The following is a 15,247-nucleotide window of genomic DNA, read 5'->3' on the forward strand; positions in this document are numbered from 1 at the left end:
GACGGACCTCCGGCGGCTCTCTAGCGTCTCCATACCGACTGGTCGGTGTCCAAAGGAGGTCACGCGATGGGCTGGTACGACACGAAACCGTGGCTGGCGAGCTACGGCGACGAACCCGTCCCGGAGGTCACGCCGACCACGCTGCTCGGCACCTTCCGGCGGACCGTCGCGCAGGTGCCGGACACCACGGCCATCGCGTACTTCGACGCCCGCCTCAGCTATCGCGAGGTGGACGAGCTGTCCGACGGCGTCGCCCGCCACCTGCGCTCGGCCGGCTTCGGCCCCGGCGACCGGCTCGCCCTGGTGCTGCAGAACATCCCGCAGTTCGTGCTCGCGCTGCTCGGCGCGTGGAAGGCCGGCGGCATCGTGGTGCCGGTCAACCCGATGTACCGCTCGGGCGAGCTGACCCACGTGCTCGCCGACGCCGGCGTCAAGGCGATCGTCTGCTCGCAGCGCGGCTGGCACGACTACATCGGCGCGCTGGTCCCGGGCAGCCCGGTCGAGATCGCGTTGACCACCAGCGAGCTGGACTTCCAGACCCGGGACGACCAGCGGGTGCTCGGCGGGGCCACGCGGCAGGAGACGCCCGGCGCGGCCGATCTGCTCGTGGCCGCCCGCTCGGCGACCGGCGCGGTGGAGGAGGCCCGCCCCGCGCTCGACGACGTCGCGTTGATCAGCTACACCTCCGGCACCAGCGGGAAACCCAAGGGCGCCACCAACACCCACGGCAACGTCGGCACCAACGCGGCGCTGCTTGCCGGCTCCTCGGGGAGCGAAACAGGCGTGGCGCTCTTCGCGTTGGCGCCGCTGTTTCACATCACGGGCATGGTGTGCGAAGTCGCGTACGCGATCGAGGTCGCGGGGACTCTCGCACTCGCCTACCGGTTCGAGCCCGGCGTGGTCCTCGACGCGCTGCTGGAGCACCGGCCGGTGTACATGGTCGGCCCGTCGACCGCGTACATGGCGTTGATGGCGCACCCGGCGGCGTCGCCCGCGCACTTCGAGTCGTTCGATGCGCTGTATTCCGGTGGCGCGGCGTTGCCGCCGGCGGTGGTGGAGGCGTTCCGTTCGCGTTTCGGGCGCTATATCCACAATGGCTACGGCCTCACCGAGACCACCGCGGGCTGCGTCGTCGTGCCGCGCGGCCTGGAGGCGCCCGTCGACCCGGCGTCCGGCACCATCTCGATCGGCCTGCCCGTGCCCGGCACGATCGTGCGGATCCTCACCGACGACGGCGCCGAGCTGCCGCCGGGCCAGGCCGATCGAGATCGCCGTCGAGGGGCCGATGGTGGTGCCCGGCTACTGGAACGCCCCGGACGCCACGGCCGCGGCGCTGCCCGGTGGCCGCCTGCTCACCGGCGACATCGGCTTCATGGACGAGCGCGGCTGGGTCTACGTCGTGGACCGCAAGAAGGACATGATCAACGCGGCCGGGTTCAAGGTGTGGCCGCGTGAGGTGGAAGACGTGCTGTACAGCCATCCCGCGGTGCGCGAGGCCGCCGTGGTGGGCGTGCCGGACGAATACCGCGGCGAGACCGTGAAGGCGTACGTCAGCCCGGCGCCGGGCGAGCGGGCGGATCCCGCGGAGCTGGTGGCGTACTGCAAGGAACGGCTGGCCGCCTACAAATACCCGCGCACGGTCGAGGTGCTGCCCGAGCTGCCGAAGACCGCCAGCGGCAAGATCCTGCGGCGCGAACTGCGTGCCCGCGGTGCGGAAGGAGCGTGACGGTGGTCGACACTGTGCGTGGCGAGGTGGCGCCCGAGAACCTGGGCAAGGTGCTGATGCACGAGCACATCTTCGTGCTGAGCCCGGAATTCGTCGCCAACTATCCCGAGCACGACGGGTTCGACGAGGCGGTGCACGTGCCGGAGGCGATCGGGAAGCTGCGGGCGCTCAAGGCCGCGGGGATCGACACGATCGTCGACCCGACGGTGATCGGGCTGGGCCGCTACCTCCCTCGGGTGCAGCGGATCGCCGCCGAGGTCGAGCTGAACATCGTGGTGGCGACGGGTTTGTACACCTACAACGAGCTGCCGCACTACCTCTCGCTGCGCGGGCCCGGCACGATGCTGGGCGGCGAGGACCCGATGGTCGCGATGTTCGTCGGCGACCTCACCGAGGGCATCGCCGGCACGGGGGTGAAAGCCGGGATCCTCAAGTGCGCCACCGACGAACCGGGGGTGACACCGGGCGTCGAGCGGGTGCTGCGGGCCGTCGCGAAGGCGCACCGGGCCACCGGCGCGCCGATCATGACGCACACCCACGCGGGCACCCGGCGCGGGCTGGAGCAGCAGGAGATCTTCGAGTCCGAAGGCGTCGATCTGGCTCAGGTGCTGATCGGGCACAGCGGTGACACGACGGACCTGGACTACCTGACGGCCCTGGCCGACCGCGGCTCGCTGCTCGGCATGGACCGGTTCGGGATCGACTCGTTCCTGCCGTTCGAGGAACGCGTGGCGACGGTCGCGGCGCTGTGCGAGCGCGGTTATGCGGGCAGCATGGTGCTTTCGCAGGACGCGTCGTGCTACATGGACTGGCTGGAGGCGCCGGTGCGCGAGGCGGTGCTACCCAATTGGCACTATCTGCACATCGTCAACGACGTGCTGCCGGCCCTGCGCGCCCGCGGCGTCGCCGAAGCCGATCTGACCAAGATGCTGGTCGACAACCCGCAGCGGTTCCTGACCCGGGGGAGCGGCTACTGATGGTGAGCGAGCAGGCCGCGGTCCCGCGCCGTCTCCTTCAGCAGGCGACGAAACTGTTCGCGAAGAAGGGCTTCGACCGCACGTCGGTGCAGGAGATCGTGGAGGCGGCGGGCGTCACCAAAGGCGCGATGTACCACTACTTCGGCTCCAAGGACGACCTGCTCTACGAGATCTACGCCCGCGTGCTGCGCGAGCAGACGGCCCAGCTGGAAAAGGTCGCCGACAGCGACGCCCCGCTGCGCGCCCGCCTCGCCACCGCGGCGTCCGATGTGGTCGTCAGCAGCATCGAAAACCTGGACGACAACACGATTTTCCTGCAGTCCATGCACCAGCTGAGCACGGAGAAGCGCAAGGCGGTGCGGGCGGAACGCCGCCGGTACCACGAGCGTTTCCGCCGCCTGATCGAAGAGGGCCAGTCCGGCGGGGACTTCCGGGCGGACAAGCCGGCGGATCTGGTGGTGGACTTCTTCTTCGGCTCCGTGCACCACCTGGGCAGCTGGTACCGGCGCGGCGGGCCGCTGGGCGCCCGTGAGGTGGGGGACCACTTCGCCGACCTGCTGCTGTCGATGCTGAGGCCGGAAGCCTGAAACCGCGGGGCATTCCAGTGTCCACAGTGGTCGAATCCGGTTCAGCCGGTCGCGGACCGGGCTATGCGTTCCGCGCTGCGCAGGCCCGCGCTCAACGCCTCGGCCGCGGCGCCGGGGTCGCCGTGGGCGGCCAGTACGTCGGCCAGGTCGAGCAGCGCCCGGGCCAGGTCGTGGCCGGGGCCGGTCCGTTCGAAGATCGACACTGCGGTGCGGAGGGACTGTTCGGCGGCCGTGTTTTCTCCGCCCGGCAGCAAAAGCAGCCCGAGCTGACGGTGTGCCCGCGCGGCTGTGCTTGTGTCCGGTTCCGCCGTGGCGAGCACGTTTTCGAGCAGGGCCCGGGCGCCCGCGAGGTTGCCCAGCTCGCGGTGCACCCCCGCCAGCTCCGTGCCGACGTCGGCGGCCGCCTGGTACTCCCCGCCCGCAGTGAGCATCGCGCGGGCCTGGCCGAGATCGGCGGCGGCGCCGGAAAGGTCGCCCGCGGCCTGCCGGGTGCGGGCCCTGGCCTGGTGGCACAGCGCGAGTTCGGCTCGCAAGCCCAGCTGACGGTGGGCCGCGCGTGCCTGCGCCACGGCCACGCGGGCGTCGTCGAACCGGCCGGCCGCCAGGAGGGTGCGCGCGAGCCGCAGGTTCAGGTCGCGGCTGAGCTCCGGGCTCGGCAGGGCCAGCGCGAGGGCCTCCGCCGCGGCCGGGGAACTGTCGTCCCCGACCTGGACGTCGCAGGCGGCGAGGTGCGCGTCGACGAAAACGAGCGCGGCCGGGTCGGGATGGCCCGACTCGTGCAGCTCGTCGCGAATCGTGCGCAGCAGGTGCCGCGCATACCGGAACTCCCCGGACCGCCGCAACCGCACGGCCCGGCCCGCACTCGCCTCGACCCGCAGGTGAGGCGGCTCGTCGGCGAGGAGGGTGGTGGCTTCTTCGTGCAGCGGGGCTGTCTCGGCTGGTAGGTGGGGTGGTTCGTCAGCGAGGGAGGCGGTGGTTTCTTCGTGCAGCGGGGCTGCCTCGACCCGTAGCTGGGGTGGTTCGTCGGCGAGCTGGGTTGCGGCTTCTTCGTGTGGTGGTGCTGTCTCGACCGGTAGGCGGGGTGGTTCGTTGGTGAGCGGGGTGGTGGTTTCTTCGTGTGGTGGGGCTGCCTCGGCCCGTAGCTGGGGTGGTTCGTCGGCGAGCTGGGTTGCGGCTTCTTCGTGTGGTGGTGCTGTCTCGACCGGTAGGCGGGGTGGTTCGTTGGTGAGCGGGGTGGTGGTTTCTTCGTGTGGTGGGGCTGCCTCGACCCGCAGGTGAGGCGGCTCGTTGGTGAGTAGGGCGGTGGCCCCTTCGCGCAGCGGGGCCGCCTCGGGGGTCAGGGTGGCGAGGTCCGTGAGGGCCCGCGCTTTCACCGGGCCGGTCGCGAGTGCGGCGAGCCGTTGCCGGTCGCCGGCTATCAGGGCTTCCAGCAGGGCCAGTTCCTGGCCGGCGACGGGGTCCGCGGTGCGGCCGGTGGCCAGCTCCTCCAGGTCCAGCCCGAGCCGGAAGGCGAAGTGCCGCATGGCTTCGGCCGAGGGCTTGCGGCGGTCGCTCTCGACCGCCGAGACGTAGCCGGGGGTGTAGCTGGGCGTTGCGAGTTCACGCTGGGTCAGGCCGAGCCCGGTGCGCAGCCGGTGGATCCGGCGGCCCACCGTCTCCTCGTCCCGCTGCGCCATCTTCGGCCCCGTCCCGGCTAGCCTTGGTGTTTCCGACCGCGGCCAGGATAACGGTGATGACCATGGAGGGCGTGGGGCAGCGGCTCCAGCGACTGCGGGTCGAGCTGGGGCTCACCCAGCAGCAGCTCGCCGCGCCCCGGTACACCCGCGGATTCCTCGCGACCGTCGAGGCCGGCGGCCGGGAGCCGTCGGCCGAGGCGCTGGGCTATTTCGCCACCCGGCTCGGCGTCGAGCCCGACGATCTGCGCCACGGGCGGCCCCCGGGCGCCGCCGAAGAGCTGACGGTCGAACTCGAGCGCGGCCGCCGGTCGCTGTCGCGGGGGGAGGTCGACGCGGCGGTCGAGGTGTTCGCGACGGTCGAGCGCACGGCGCGGCGCTACCGGCTGCCGATCGTCGAATGCCGCGCGCGGATCTGCCTCGGCGAGGTCGAGCTGCACCAGGGCCGGATGCGGGCGGCGCAGCTCGCGTACGAGCGCGCGGGCGAACTCGCCGGCGGCGCCCCGGCATCCGTGCGGGCCTGGATCGTCCGGCGGCGGGCGCAGTGCCTGCTCAACGTCGAGTCCGCGGCCGCCGCGATCACGCACCTCGAAGAGGGGCTCGCCGAGGTCCGCGCCGAGACGCCGGCCGACCCCGACGCCGAGCTGTGGCTGCTGGCCGGCCTGATCACGCCGTACCACGAGCTGGGCGCGCTCGGCCGGATGCACGAGACCATCGAGGAGGGGCTCGCGGTCGCGCGGCGGGCGTCGCGGCGCGAGTGGATCGCGACCTTCTACGACCTAGCCGGGCAGCGGGTGCTGGAGACCAAGGGGTTCGCCGAGGTCGACCGCTGGTGGGGGATCGCGCGGCGCACCTTCGCCGAACTCGGCCTCGACAGCGAGTCCGGCAGCGTGCACTGGTCGCGGGGGTATGCGCTGAGCCAGGCCGAGCGCCTCGACGAGGCCGGCACCGAGCTGGGCCTGGCGCTGGAGATCTTCGACGCGGTGGGCCGGCTCCACGACGCGGCCGGGGTCGCGCTCGAGCTGGCCGACGTCTGCCGCCGCCGCGGGGACCGGGACCGCGCGGTCGCGCTGGCCACCCGCGCGGGTGCAGCGTACGCCCGGTTCGACCTGCCCGCGGGGATGGCCGAGGCGGACCGGATCCTGGGCCTGCAGGCCGGGGCGGACGGCGACCTGACCGAGGCGGGGCGCCTGCTGGAGCGCGCCCTCGAGCGCTACGCCCGGGCCGGGATCGTCTACGACCTCGGCCGGACCTGCCGGCTGTACGGCGATCTGCTGCTGCGCAACGGAAAGACGGCCGAGGCCCTGGAGGTGCTGCGCCGCGGCGCCCGCAGCGTGGCCTCGCAGACCCGCGCCTGACCGGAACCCTCCGAAGGTCTGTTGACGGCTTCGGCCGGTATGACCTTTACTGCGTATGCATCAAGTTGGTTAACACTAGTCAACTCGAATGATGCGCTACTCCCCGAACACCCCTTCCCGTCGCGGACCAGCTCGGCGGGGAATGCGTTGTGCCCGTTCAACCCCATCGGGAGAGACCACCATGAACAAAAGACTCCGCGCGCTCGGGCTCGGAATCGCGCCATTACCCATATTGGCCGCCGCCTTCACCGGAACGGCCTATGCCGCGGACGCGCAGGTCGCGCTGCCCGGCAGCGTCAGCCCCGCCCTCGCGCACAGCCAGCGCGTCGGCGACCTGCCCGCCGCCCAGCAGGTTCCGGTCGCCGTGGCGCTGAAGCTCCACAACTCCGCGGGGCTGGACAAGTTCCTCGCCGACGTCGCGAACCCGGCGTCGCCGGCGTACGGCCATTACCTGACGCCGCAGCAGTTCGGCGCCGCCTACGGCCCGACGAAGACCGACCAGGACCGCGTCACCACCTACCTGCGGGGCAAGGGGCTGCGGGTCACCGGGGTGTCCGGCCAGGTGGTCGACGCGACCGGCACCGAGGCGCAGCTGGCGAGCGCGTTCTCGACGTCCATCGGAGTCTACGACGACCCGGCCCAGCACCGCCGGTTCTTCGCGAACGACGGCGCGCCCTCGCTGCCCGCCGTGGTCGCCGGCGTCGTCCAGGGTATTTCCGGGCTGGACAATTATGCCGTCCGGCAGCACGACGCGGTTTCCGTGCCGAAGGCGAATCCGAACATTTCCGGCCTCGGGCCGACGGCGTTGCGGTCGATCTACAACACGAACCCGATCGGCGCCGACGGAACCGGGCAGACGGTCGCTTTGTACGAATTCGACGGGTACAAGAAGTCCGATATCGCCGCTTATGACCAGAATTACAACCTCGGCTCGTCGGCGCCGGTGACGGTGCCGGTCAACGGCCAGAACTACGACTCGAACCCGGGCGGCGGCGAGGCCGAGGTCGACCTCGACATCGAGCTGGTGCAGGCGATGGCGCCGAAGGCCGCCACCCTGGTGTACGAGGCCGCCAACGACGACGGCGGCGAGCTGAACATGGTCAACCAGATCGTGCAGGAGAACAAGGCGCCGGTCGTGTCGATCTCCTGGGGCATCTGCGAAAAGGACATCTCCAGCTCGCAGATGACCAATGTGGACAACGGCTACAAGCAGGGCGCGGCGCAGGGCCAGAGCTTCTTCGTGGCCACCGGCGACGACGGCTCGCGCGGCTGCACCCGCAGCACGTCGGGCTCGGGGGTCGTCTCCGCGGGCTGGCCGGGCACGTCGCCGAACGTCACCGGCGTCGGCGGCACCACGCTCACCGTGGGCAGCAACAACACCTACGGCTCCGAGCGCGGCTGGAGCGGCTCCGGCGGCGGCACGTCCACGCAGTTCCCGGCGCCGAGCTGGCAGACCGGCGTCGGCGGCAAGCGCACCGAACCGGACGTGGCCCTCGACGCCGACCCGCAGACCGGCTACGCGGTCTACACCAACGGCGGCTGGGCGCAGTACGGCGGCACCAGCTGCGCCGCGCCGATGTGGGCGGGCTGGGCGACGCTGTACAACCAGAAGGCCAGTGCCAAGCTCGGCAACCCGGACGCGGCGATCTACGGCGTCGGCAACGGCAGCTCGTACGCCTCGGCGTTCCACGACATCACCTCCGGCAGCAACGGCGACTTCTCCGCGAAGACCGGCTACGACCAGGTGACCGGCTGGGGCACCTACGACGGCAACGGCCTGTTCACCGCGCTCGGCAACAGCACCCCGCCCACCGGCGACACGGTTTCGGTGACCAACCCGGGTGACCAGTCGAGCCAGCCGGGCGACACGGTCAGTCTGCCGATCAAGGCGACCGACTCGGCCGCGTCGGCCAAGCTGACCTACGCCGCCTCCGGGCTGCCCGCCGGGCTGGCCATCGACCCGGCCACCGGCGTGATCACCGGGAAGCCGACCACCCAAGCGGTTTCGAACGTGACCGTGACGGCCACCGACGACACCAAGGCGTCCGGGAACACCGCGTTCAAGTGGACGGTCGGCACCCCGCCGACCGGCACCGTCTCGGTCGCCGACCCCGGCAGCCAGTGGGGTTTTGTGAACTTCCCGCTGTTCCAGACGGTCCAGCTGACCGCCACCGCCAGTGACAACGGCCCGGTCACCTTCTCGGCGACCGGCCTGCCCCCGGGCCTGTCGATCAGCGCTTCGGGCACCATCACCGGCACACCGACCAAGGCCGGCGCCTACTCGGTGACCGCCACCGCGACCGAGGCCAACGGAGCCCACGGTTCTGTGACGTTCGGGTTCCAGATCTACGGCTGATCACTCCGGCAAGGAGGGGCGCCGCACGGGACCGGATCCCGCGCGGCGCTCCTTTTTGCCGGTGGCCCAAGGGTTTCCGGGGCTTTGACGGGGACGGCTCGGGTGTTCGGCCGCATCGGTGAACGTGGTTCGGTCGTCCGGCCGCGTGGGGTGGACTTGGTTCGGTGGTTCTGCCGCGCCGCTGCCCGCGCCATTGCCGCGCCGTTGCCTGCATCGGCGTGGTGGGGTTCGGCCGTCCTGTCGCATCAGTGGCCGTTGCCCGCGTCGGCGCCCTCCACCCGCGTCGGTGGCCTGTCGTTCGGCTTTCCCTTCGCATCGCCGGCATCGGCGCCCCGCGCCCTAATCTTCCCGCCGCAGGGCCAGAACTCGGTGCACGAACTCGGTTTTCCCTTGCGTATAAGCCTCCCGGTCGCTCGCGGTGCGGGTCAATTCCCGTTTCAGGGCCGTGTACTCCGCGGCCAGGGACGGGTCGGCCCGGAGGGCGTCGCGGAAGGTCAGCTGGGCGGTTCGGCGGGGGTGGCCGGACGGGAGGACGTGCAGGTGGGCGCGCCGGTGCCGGCCGGTTTCGTCGGGCTGGACGAAGAAGCGCCGCCAGGGGGCGCCGACATCCAGGTCCGGCGGGACGTAGCACCATCCCTCGCGTTCCAGTCGGGCGCGGGCGGCGGCCACCACCTCGTCGAGGTCGCGCACCGAAGCCATCACGTCGAGCACCGGTTTGGCCGCCAGGCCCGGCACCGACGTCGAGCCGATGTGGTCGACGCCTTCGGCCAGCCAGGGGGCGAGCAGGTCCGCGATCCGTGCGCGCACGGCCGCGCCCCGCGCCGCCCACGAGGGGTCGGGCGGGTGGATCTCGGGTTTTTCGAAGGCCCAGGGCGGAGGATCGGTCACCCCGCGCACGTTACCGGCGGCCACCGACAGAAAACGGCGGCTTCAGTGCTGCTTGAGGTGATCCAGGAGCAACGGCAGGATCGCGTCCGCCGACTCCTGCGGCAGCCAGTGGCTCGCGCCTTCGATCACCACGAAGCGGTACTCCCCGTCCACGAAACCCGCGGTGAGGTCGGCGGCGGTGCGGCCGAAGCGCGGGTCCTCGGCGCCCCACAGGTACAGCGTCGGCACGGCGATGCGGCCGCCCGGGAGGTCGAACTCGCCGTCCGGGCCGCGGTACCAGTTCAGGGTCGCGGTGAGCGCGCCCGGCTCGGTCAGTCGCGCCAGGTTGCGTTCGACCTGGGTGGCGGGCAGGCGATCGCCGTACAGCGTGCGCAGCTGGGCGCAGTCGTCGGAGAGCAGGTAGGCCTCGGCGCGGCCGTCGGGGCGGCGGAAGAACTTGAGGTACGACAGCGTTTGCTGCTGCTGCTCGTCCACCTCCGCGGCCTGGCGGAGGGCGGCCGGGTGCGGGGAGGTCAGCGCGGTGAACGAGCGCAGCCGGTCGGGGTGCGCGCTGGCCAGCGCCCAGCCGACCATGGCGCCCCAGTCGTGGCCCACCAGGTGGAACCGGTCGGTGCCGAGCGCGGCGGCGAACGCGATGACATCGGTGACCAGGTGGCGGACCGAGTACTGGTCGACGTCCTGCGGCCGCGCGGCCGAGGCGTACCCCCGCTGGTCCACGGCCACCGCGCGGTAGCCCGCTTCGCCCAGCGCGGTCAGCTCCGCGGTCCACGAATCGGCGAATTCCGCCCAGCCGTGCAGCAACAGGACGAGGTCCCCGGCCTCCGGACCGGCCGCGAGCGCGCTGTGCCGGTGCGTGCCGACGGTGATCGTCAGCCGCTCGAGATCCGTGACCATGATCGCCAGGCTACGAACCCCGGGCCGGTGGCGCTACCGGAAAAAGTGCAGTCTTGCCGCCTGTTCGGACGGGCAGTGCCCACCACTGTCCACAATAGCCACAAACGTCCCGCGGCGGATGACGCCTTCCTCGCACGGCGCAAGGAAAGCGTCATCCGTAACAGGCTCAGGCCGGCAGGCCGACCAGGCCGGCCAGCCGCGCGCGGTGCCGGCCGGGGGTGCCGAACGCCAGCTCGTCGCTCTTGGCGCGCTTGAGGTAGAGGTGCGCGGGATGCTCCCACGTCATGCCGATCCCGCCGTGCAGCTGGATCGCCTCCTCGACCGCGTGCACCGCGATCGGCGCGGCGCGGGCCTGCGCCACGGCGACCGCGATCGGCACGTCGAAGCCGCCCGCGAGGGCGTCGGCGGCGTACCGGGCGGTCGCGCGGGCGTTGACCAGGTCGGTGTACAGGTTCGCCAGCCGGTGCTTGAGCGACTGGAACCCGCCGACCGGGCGGCCGAACTGGTACCGGCCCTTCAGATACGCCACCGTCGTGGTCAGCGCCCATTCGGTGAGCCCGGTCTGCTCCGAGGCCAGCAGCCCCGCCGCCGTGGTCACGGCGTTGTCCAGTGCCGCGACCGCCTGGTCGCCGGATGTGAACCGGCGCGTCGGCGCGTTCTCCAGCACGACGTCGGCGACGCGGCGGGTCAGGTCCAGCGACACCAATTCCGTCACCGTGGCCGAAGCCGCCTCCACCGCGTACAGCCCCGGCCCGTCCGGTCCGGTGGCCGGCACCACGAGCAGCTCGGCCACGGACGCGTCGACGACCGTGCCGACGCGGCCGCTGAGCGTGCCGTCCGCGTTGACCGTGACTGTCGCCGGGAACTCCGCCCCAGGCGCGGTCGTCAGGGGAACGGCCAGCGCCCCGGTCAGCTCGCCGCCGGCCAGCCGGGGGAGCAGCTCGCCGATCACCGGGTCGGCCGAGTCGGCGCCGAGCAGCGCCGTCGTCGCGAGCACCGCGCTGCCGAGGAACGGCACCGGTGCGACGCTGCGGCCCAGTTCTTCCAGCACGACGGCGGCCTCACGCGCCGTGGCGCCGGCGCCGCCCAGCTCCTCGGGCACCATCAGCCCGGCGGCGCCGAGGTCGGCGGCGAGGGTCTTCCACAGCTTCAGGTCGTACGGCTCGGCTGTCTCCACCCGGGCCAGCAGCGCCGCCGGGGCGACCCGGTCGGTGAGCAGATCACGCACGGACGAGCGCAAGTCTTCCTCGACGTCCGAATACAGCAGATCCGGCGTGGGTAACTCGGTCGAAGTCATCGGGGCAGGTCCTTCCAAGCGACGTCCTTGTCGACCCGCGGCTCGGACGGCAGCCCCAGCACACGCTCGGCGATGATGTTGCGCAGCACCTCCGAGGTGCCGCCCTCGATGGAGTTGCCCTTCGCGCGCAGGTAGCGGTAACCGGGCTCGCGGCTGGTGAAATCGACCACCTCGGAACGGCGGAACGTCCAGTCGTCGTACCGCAGGCCCTCTTCGCCCAGCAGCTCGATCTCCAGCCCGGTCAGCTGCTGGTTCAGCTCGGAGAACGCCACCTTCATCGCCGAGCCCTCCGGCCCGGGCGCGCCGGCGGCCAGCTGCTGGCGCAACCGCGATCCCGCCAGCCGCAACGCTTCCGACTCCACCCAGTGCTGCACGAGCCGGTCACGCAGCTCCGGCGTCCGCAGCTCGGGCCGCTCCCGCCAGGTCTGCGCGACCAGCCCGATCAGGCCGCCCTCGCGGGGCACGGCGCTGCCGCCGATGGCCACGCGCTCGTTCATCAGCGTGGTCTGCGCGACCTTCCAGCCCTCGCCGACGGAGCCGATCCGCAGGCTGTCGGGGATCCGGACCTCGGTCAGGAACACCTCGTTGAACTCGGCCTCGCCGGTGATCTGGCGCAGCGGCCGCACCTCGACCCCGGGCGCGGTCATGTCGCACAGGAAGTAGGTCATGCCCTGGTGCTTCGGCACGTCCGGGTCGGTGCGGGTGACCAGGATGGCCCACTGCGCGTGGTGCGCGCCCGAGGTCCACACCTTCTGCCCGGTGACGATCCAGTCGTCGCCGTCGCGCACCGCGCGGGTGGCCAGCGCGGCGAGGTCGGAGCCCGCGCCCGGCTCGCTGAACAGCTGGCACCACACCTCCTCACCGGTCCACAGTGGACGGAGGTAGCGCTGCTTCTGCTCCGGCGTGCCGAAGGCGAGGATGGTCGGCGCGGCCATGCCGAGGCCGATCACGTTCCGTCGCGGGTCGTTGTCCGGCGCCCCGGCCTCCGCGAACGCGGCGTCGACCCCGGGCTGCAGCGCGCGCGGGGCACCTTGCCCGCCCAGGCCCTCGGGGAAGTGCACCCAGGCCAGCCCCGCGTCGAAGCGGGCGCGCAGGAACTCCAGCCGGTCGGCGGTCTTCGGGTCGTGCGCGGCGAGGAACCGTTCGACGTGGGCGCGCAGGTCCTCGGCGGTGACGGTCATCGAGCGGTCTCCGTGCGGTACTTCTTCAGCTCGCGGCGGGCCAGCGAGCGCTTGTGCACCTCGTCCGGGCCGTCGGCCAGGCGCAGCGTGCGCACCCCCGCCCACAGCTCGGCCAGCGGGAAGTCCTGGCTGACGCCGCCGGCGCCGTGCGCCTGGATCGCCTTGTCCAGGATCCACTCGACCTGGATCGGGGTGGAGATCTTGATCGACTGGATCTCGGTGTGCGCGCCCTGGTTGCCCGCGGTGTCCATCAGCCACGCCGTCTTGAGCACCAGCAGCCGCTGCTGCTCGATGCGCACGCGGGACTCGGCGATCCAGTCCTGCACCACGCCCTGGTCGGCGATGGGCTTGCCGAACGCCTGCCGCGAGAGCGTGCGGCGGCACATCAGCTCCAGCGCGCGCTCGGCCATGCCGATGGCGCGCATGCAGTGGTGGATGCGGCCCGGGCCGAGGCGGGCCTGCGCGACGGCGAACCCGGCGCCCTCGCTGGCGATCAGGTTCTCCGCCGGCACACGCACGTCCTCGAACAGCACCTCGGCGTGCCCGCCGTGGTCGCCGTCGGTGTAGCCGAACACGCGCATGCCGCGCTTGATCGTCAGGCCGGGGGTGCCGCGCGGGACCAGGATCATGCTCTGCTGCTGGTGCGGGGCGGCCTCGGGGTCGGTCTTGCCCATCACGATGAAGATCTTGCAGTTCGGGTTCATCGCACCGGAGATGTACCACTTGCGGCCGTTGATCACGTACTCGTCGCCGTCACGCCGGATGCTGGTGGCGATGTTGCGCGCGTCGGAGGAGGCCACCTCGGGCTCGGTCATCGCGAACGCTGACCGGATCTCGCCGTCCAGCAACGGTTGCAGCCACTGCTTCTTCTGCTGCTCGGTGCCGAACATGTGCAGTACTTCCATGTTGCCGGTGTCCGGCGCGGCGCAGTTCACCGCGGTCGGCGCGAGCCGCGGGCTGCGGCCGGTGATCTCGGCCAGCGGCGCGTACTGCAGGTTGGTCAGCCCCGCGCCCTGTTCGCCGGGCAGGAAGAAGTTCCACAGGCCGCGCTTGCGGGCCTCGGCCTTCAGCTCCTCGACGATCGGCGCGGTGGTCCACGGGTCGTCGCTCGCGGCGAGCTGTTCTTCGAACACGGCTTCGGCGGGGTAGATGTGCGAGTCCATGAACTCGAGGAGCTTCCCCCGCAGCTCCTCGGTGACGGCGTCGTACGCGAACTCCATTACTTCTCCTCTTTGAGCGACTCGTTGCCGTGCGCGATGAGGGGGACGACGCCGGACCCGACGTTCTCGAAGCCCGCCCCGACGGTCTGGCCCTTGCTGTAGCGGAAGTAGATGCCTTCCAGGATCACTGCGAGCTTGAAAAACGCGAAGCTGACGTACCAGTTGAGCGCGGAGACGTCCCGCCCCGAGCGCTCGGCGTAGCGGGCCACGACCTCGTCGGTGCTCGGGTAGCCGGGCGCGGAGCTGGCGTTGGACACCATCTGCAGCGAGACCTTGTCCCGCTCGGCGTACGCGACCAGCAGCGCGACGTCGGTGAGCGGGTCGCCGAGGGTGGACATCTCCCAGTCCAGCACCGCGGTGATCCGGTCGTCGCCGTCCACGAGCACGTTGTCCAGCCGGTAGTCGCCGTGCACGATCGACGGCGGGCCGGAGACCGGCAGCTTCGCCGCCAGCCGGTCGTGCAGCGTGTCGACGCCGGGCAGGTCGCGGCTGCGCGAGCCGTCGAGCTGCTTCTTCCAGCGCCGCAGCTGCCGCTCCAGAAACCCGTCCGGGCGCCCGAAATCGCCGAGCCCGGCCGCGGCCGGGTCCACCGCGTGCAGGTCGACGAGCGTGTCGACCAGCGCGTCGGCGATCGCGCGGGTGCGCGCGGGACCGAGCTCGGCCAGCTGCTTGTCGCTGCGGTACGGCGTGCCCGCCACGAACTCCATCACGTAGAACTGCGCGCCGAGCACGTCGGCGTCCTGGCACAGTACGACGGTTTCCGGCACCGGCACCGCGGTGTCGTGCAGGCCCGAGATCACGCGGAACTCGCGGGCCATGTCGTGCGCCGTCGGCAGCACGTGGCCCAGCGGCGGGCGGCGCACCACCCACCGCCCGGCCCCGTCGGTGACGATGTAGGTGAGGTTCGACCGGCCGCCCTGCACCACCTCGGCGCTCAGCTCACCGGTGACGAGACCGGGCCGCTGCCCGTCCAGGTGGGCGCGCAGCCGGCCGAGGTCGAGGCCGGGCGGGTCGGTCGGGGTCATCGAGGCTCCTCAGGGTTTCGAGTCACGGTACCGACTAGTCGGTATGTCGTACAGCGGCCGGATCG

The 15,247-nt window shown here is 71.7% G+C and carries 11 protein-coding genes and 1 pseudogene; 5 read left to right on the top strand and 7 right to left on the bottom strand.

Annotation, left to right across the window (positions count from 1 at the left end; genetic code table 11):
* Positions 1-66: 66 nt before the first annotated feature.
* The 3 genes and pseudogenes from BMY97_RS46930 to BMY97_RS08210 all read left to right on the top strand — a co-directional run bounded on the left by BMY97_RS46930 (position 67) and on the right by BMY97_RS08210 (position 3,290).
* Positions 67-1,726, top strand: a pseudogene (locus BMY97_RS46930) (AMP-binding protein).
* Between the two features lie 2 nt (positions 1,727-1,728).
* A complete protein-coding gene (locus tag BMY97_RS08205; RefSeq protein WP_091614961.1) occupies positions 1,729-2,703 on the top strand; it encodes a phosphotriesterase family protein in 975 nt (324 codons plus the stop codon).
* Entirely contained in the window at positions 2,703-3,290 is a 588-nt protein-coding gene (locus BMY97_RS08210) for a TetR/AcrR family transcriptional regulator (protein ID WP_091614964.1), read from the top strand. The genes BMY97_RS08205 and BMY97_RS08210 overlap by 1 nt, the downstream gene beginning before the upstream one ends.
* 41 nt (positions 3,291-3,331) lie before the next feature.
* On the opposite strand, the gene BMY97_RS46935 is transcribed toward BMY97_RS08210, so the two are convergent.
* Positions 3,332-4,966, bottom strand: a complete 1,635-nt coding sequence (locus tag BMY97_RS46935) for a helix-turn-helix domain-containing protein (RefSeq protein WP_091614967.1) — start codon at positions 4,964-4,966, stop codon at positions 3,332-3,334.
* A gap of 56 nt (positions 4,967-5,022) precedes the next feature.
* Between BMY97_RS46935 and BMY97_RS08220 the strand changes: the two genes are divergently transcribed.
* Together BMY97_RS08220 and BMY97_RS08225 are read left to right on the top strand one after the other, a co-directional pair.
* On the top strand, positions 5,023-6,321 hold the full coding sequence (locus BMY97_RS08220; protein WP_091614970.1) for a helix-turn-helix domain-containing protein: 1,299 nt from the start codon (positions 5,023-5,025) through the stop codon (positions 6,319-6,321).
* A gap of 181 nt (positions 6,322-6,502) precedes the next feature.
* Entirely contained in the window at positions 6,503-8,677 is a 2,175-nt protein-coding gene (locus tag BMY97_RS08225; RefSeq protein WP_177231239.1) for a protease pro-enzyme activation domain-containing protein, read from the top strand.
* A gap of 339 nt (positions 8,678-9,016) precedes the next feature.
* On the opposite strand, the gene BMY97_RS08230 is transcribed toward BMY97_RS08225, so the two are convergent.
* The 6 genes from BMY97_RS08230 to BMY97_RS08255 all read right to left on the bottom strand — a co-directional run bounded on the left by BMY97_RS08230 (position 9,017) and on the right by BMY97_RS08255 (position 15,182).
* Positions 9,017-9,565, bottom strand: a complete 549-nt coding sequence (locus BMY97_RS08230; protein ID WP_091616154.1) for a GrpB family protein — start codon at positions 9,563-9,565, stop codon at positions 9,017-9,019.
* Between the two features lie 42 nt (positions 9,566-9,607).
* Positions 9,608-10,459 (bottom strand): alpha/beta fold hydrolase, encoded by an 852-nt coding sequence (locus BMY97_RS08235; protein WP_091614973.1) that lies wholly within the window; start codon positions 10,457-10,459, stop codon positions 9,608-9,610.
* Between the two features lie 166 nt (positions 10,460-10,625).
* Positions 10,626-11,756, bottom strand: a complete 1,131-nt coding sequence (locus BMY97_RS08240) for an acyl-CoA dehydrogenase family protein (protein WP_091614975.1) — start codon at positions 11,754-11,756, stop codon at positions 10,626-10,628.
* On the bottom strand, positions 11,753-12,937 hold the full coding sequence (locus BMY97_RS08245) for an acyl-CoA dehydrogenase family protein (RefSeq protein ID WP_091614977.1): 1,185 nt from the start codon (positions 12,935-12,937) through the stop codon (positions 11,753-11,755). Before BMY97_RS08245 ends, BMY97_RS08240 begins: the two co-directional genes overlap by 4 nt.
* On the bottom strand, positions 12,934-14,157 hold the full coding sequence (locus tag BMY97_RS08250) for an acyl-CoA dehydrogenase family protein (protein WP_091614980.1): 1,224 nt from the start codon (positions 14,155-14,157) through the stop codon (positions 12,934-12,936). The genes BMY97_RS08245 and BMY97_RS08250 overlap by 4 nt, the downstream gene beginning before the upstream one ends.
* The gene (locus tag BMY97_RS08255; RefSeq protein ID WP_091614983.1) at positions 14,157-15,182 is read right to left on the bottom strand and encodes a phosphotransferase family protein; all 1,026 of its coding nucleotides are present in this window, start codon (positions 15,180-15,182) and stop codon (positions 14,157-14,159) included. The genes BMY97_RS08250 and BMY97_RS08255 overlap by 1 nt, the downstream gene beginning before the upstream one ends.
* Positions 15,183-15,247 lie beyond the last annotated feature (65 nt).

The sequence above is a fragment of the Amycolatopsis saalfeldensis genome, assembly GCF_900110575.1.
Taxonomy (GTDB): domain Bacteria; phylum Actinomycetota; class Actinomycetes; order Mycobacteriales; family Pseudonocardiaceae; genus Amycolatopsis; species Amycolatopsis saalfeldensis.

Coding starts and splice junctions, on each gene's coding strand:
- BMY97_RS08245 (WP_091614977.1), bottom strand. CDS start 12,937: ATGACCGTCACCGCCGAGGACCTGCGCGCCCACGTCGAACGGTTCCTC.
- BMY97_RS46935 (WP_091614967.1), bottom strand. CDS start 4,966: ATGGCGCAGCGGGACGAGGAGACGGTGGGCCGCCGGATCCACCGGCTG.
- BMY97_RS08255 (WP_091614983.1), bottom strand. CDS start 15,182: ATGACCCCGACCGACCCGCCCGGCCTCGACCTCGGCCGGCTGCGCGCC.
- BMY97_RS08235 (WP_091614973.1), bottom strand. CDS start 10,459: ATGGTCACGGATCTCGAGCGGCTGACGATCACCGTCGGCACGCACCGG.
- BMY97_RS08240 (WP_091614975.1), bottom strand. CDS start 11,756: ATGACTTCGACCGAGTTACCCACGCCGGATCTGCTGTATTCGGACGTC.
- BMY97_RS08210 (WP_091614964.1), top strand. CDS start 2,703: ATGGTGAGCGAGCAGGCCGCGGTCCCGCGCCGTCTCCTTCAGCAGGCG.
- BMY97_RS08220 (WP_091614970.1), top strand. CDS start 5,023: ATGACCATGGAGGGCGTGGGGCAGCGGCTCCAGCGACTGCGGGTCGAG.
- BMY97_RS08225 (WP_177231239.1), top strand. CDS start 6,503: ATGAACAAAAGACTCCGCGCGCTCGGGCTCGGAATCGCGCCATTACCC.
- BMY97_RS08250 (WP_091614980.1), bottom strand. CDS start 14,157: ATGGAGTTCGCGTACGACGCCGTCACCGAGGAGCTGCGGGGGAAGCTC.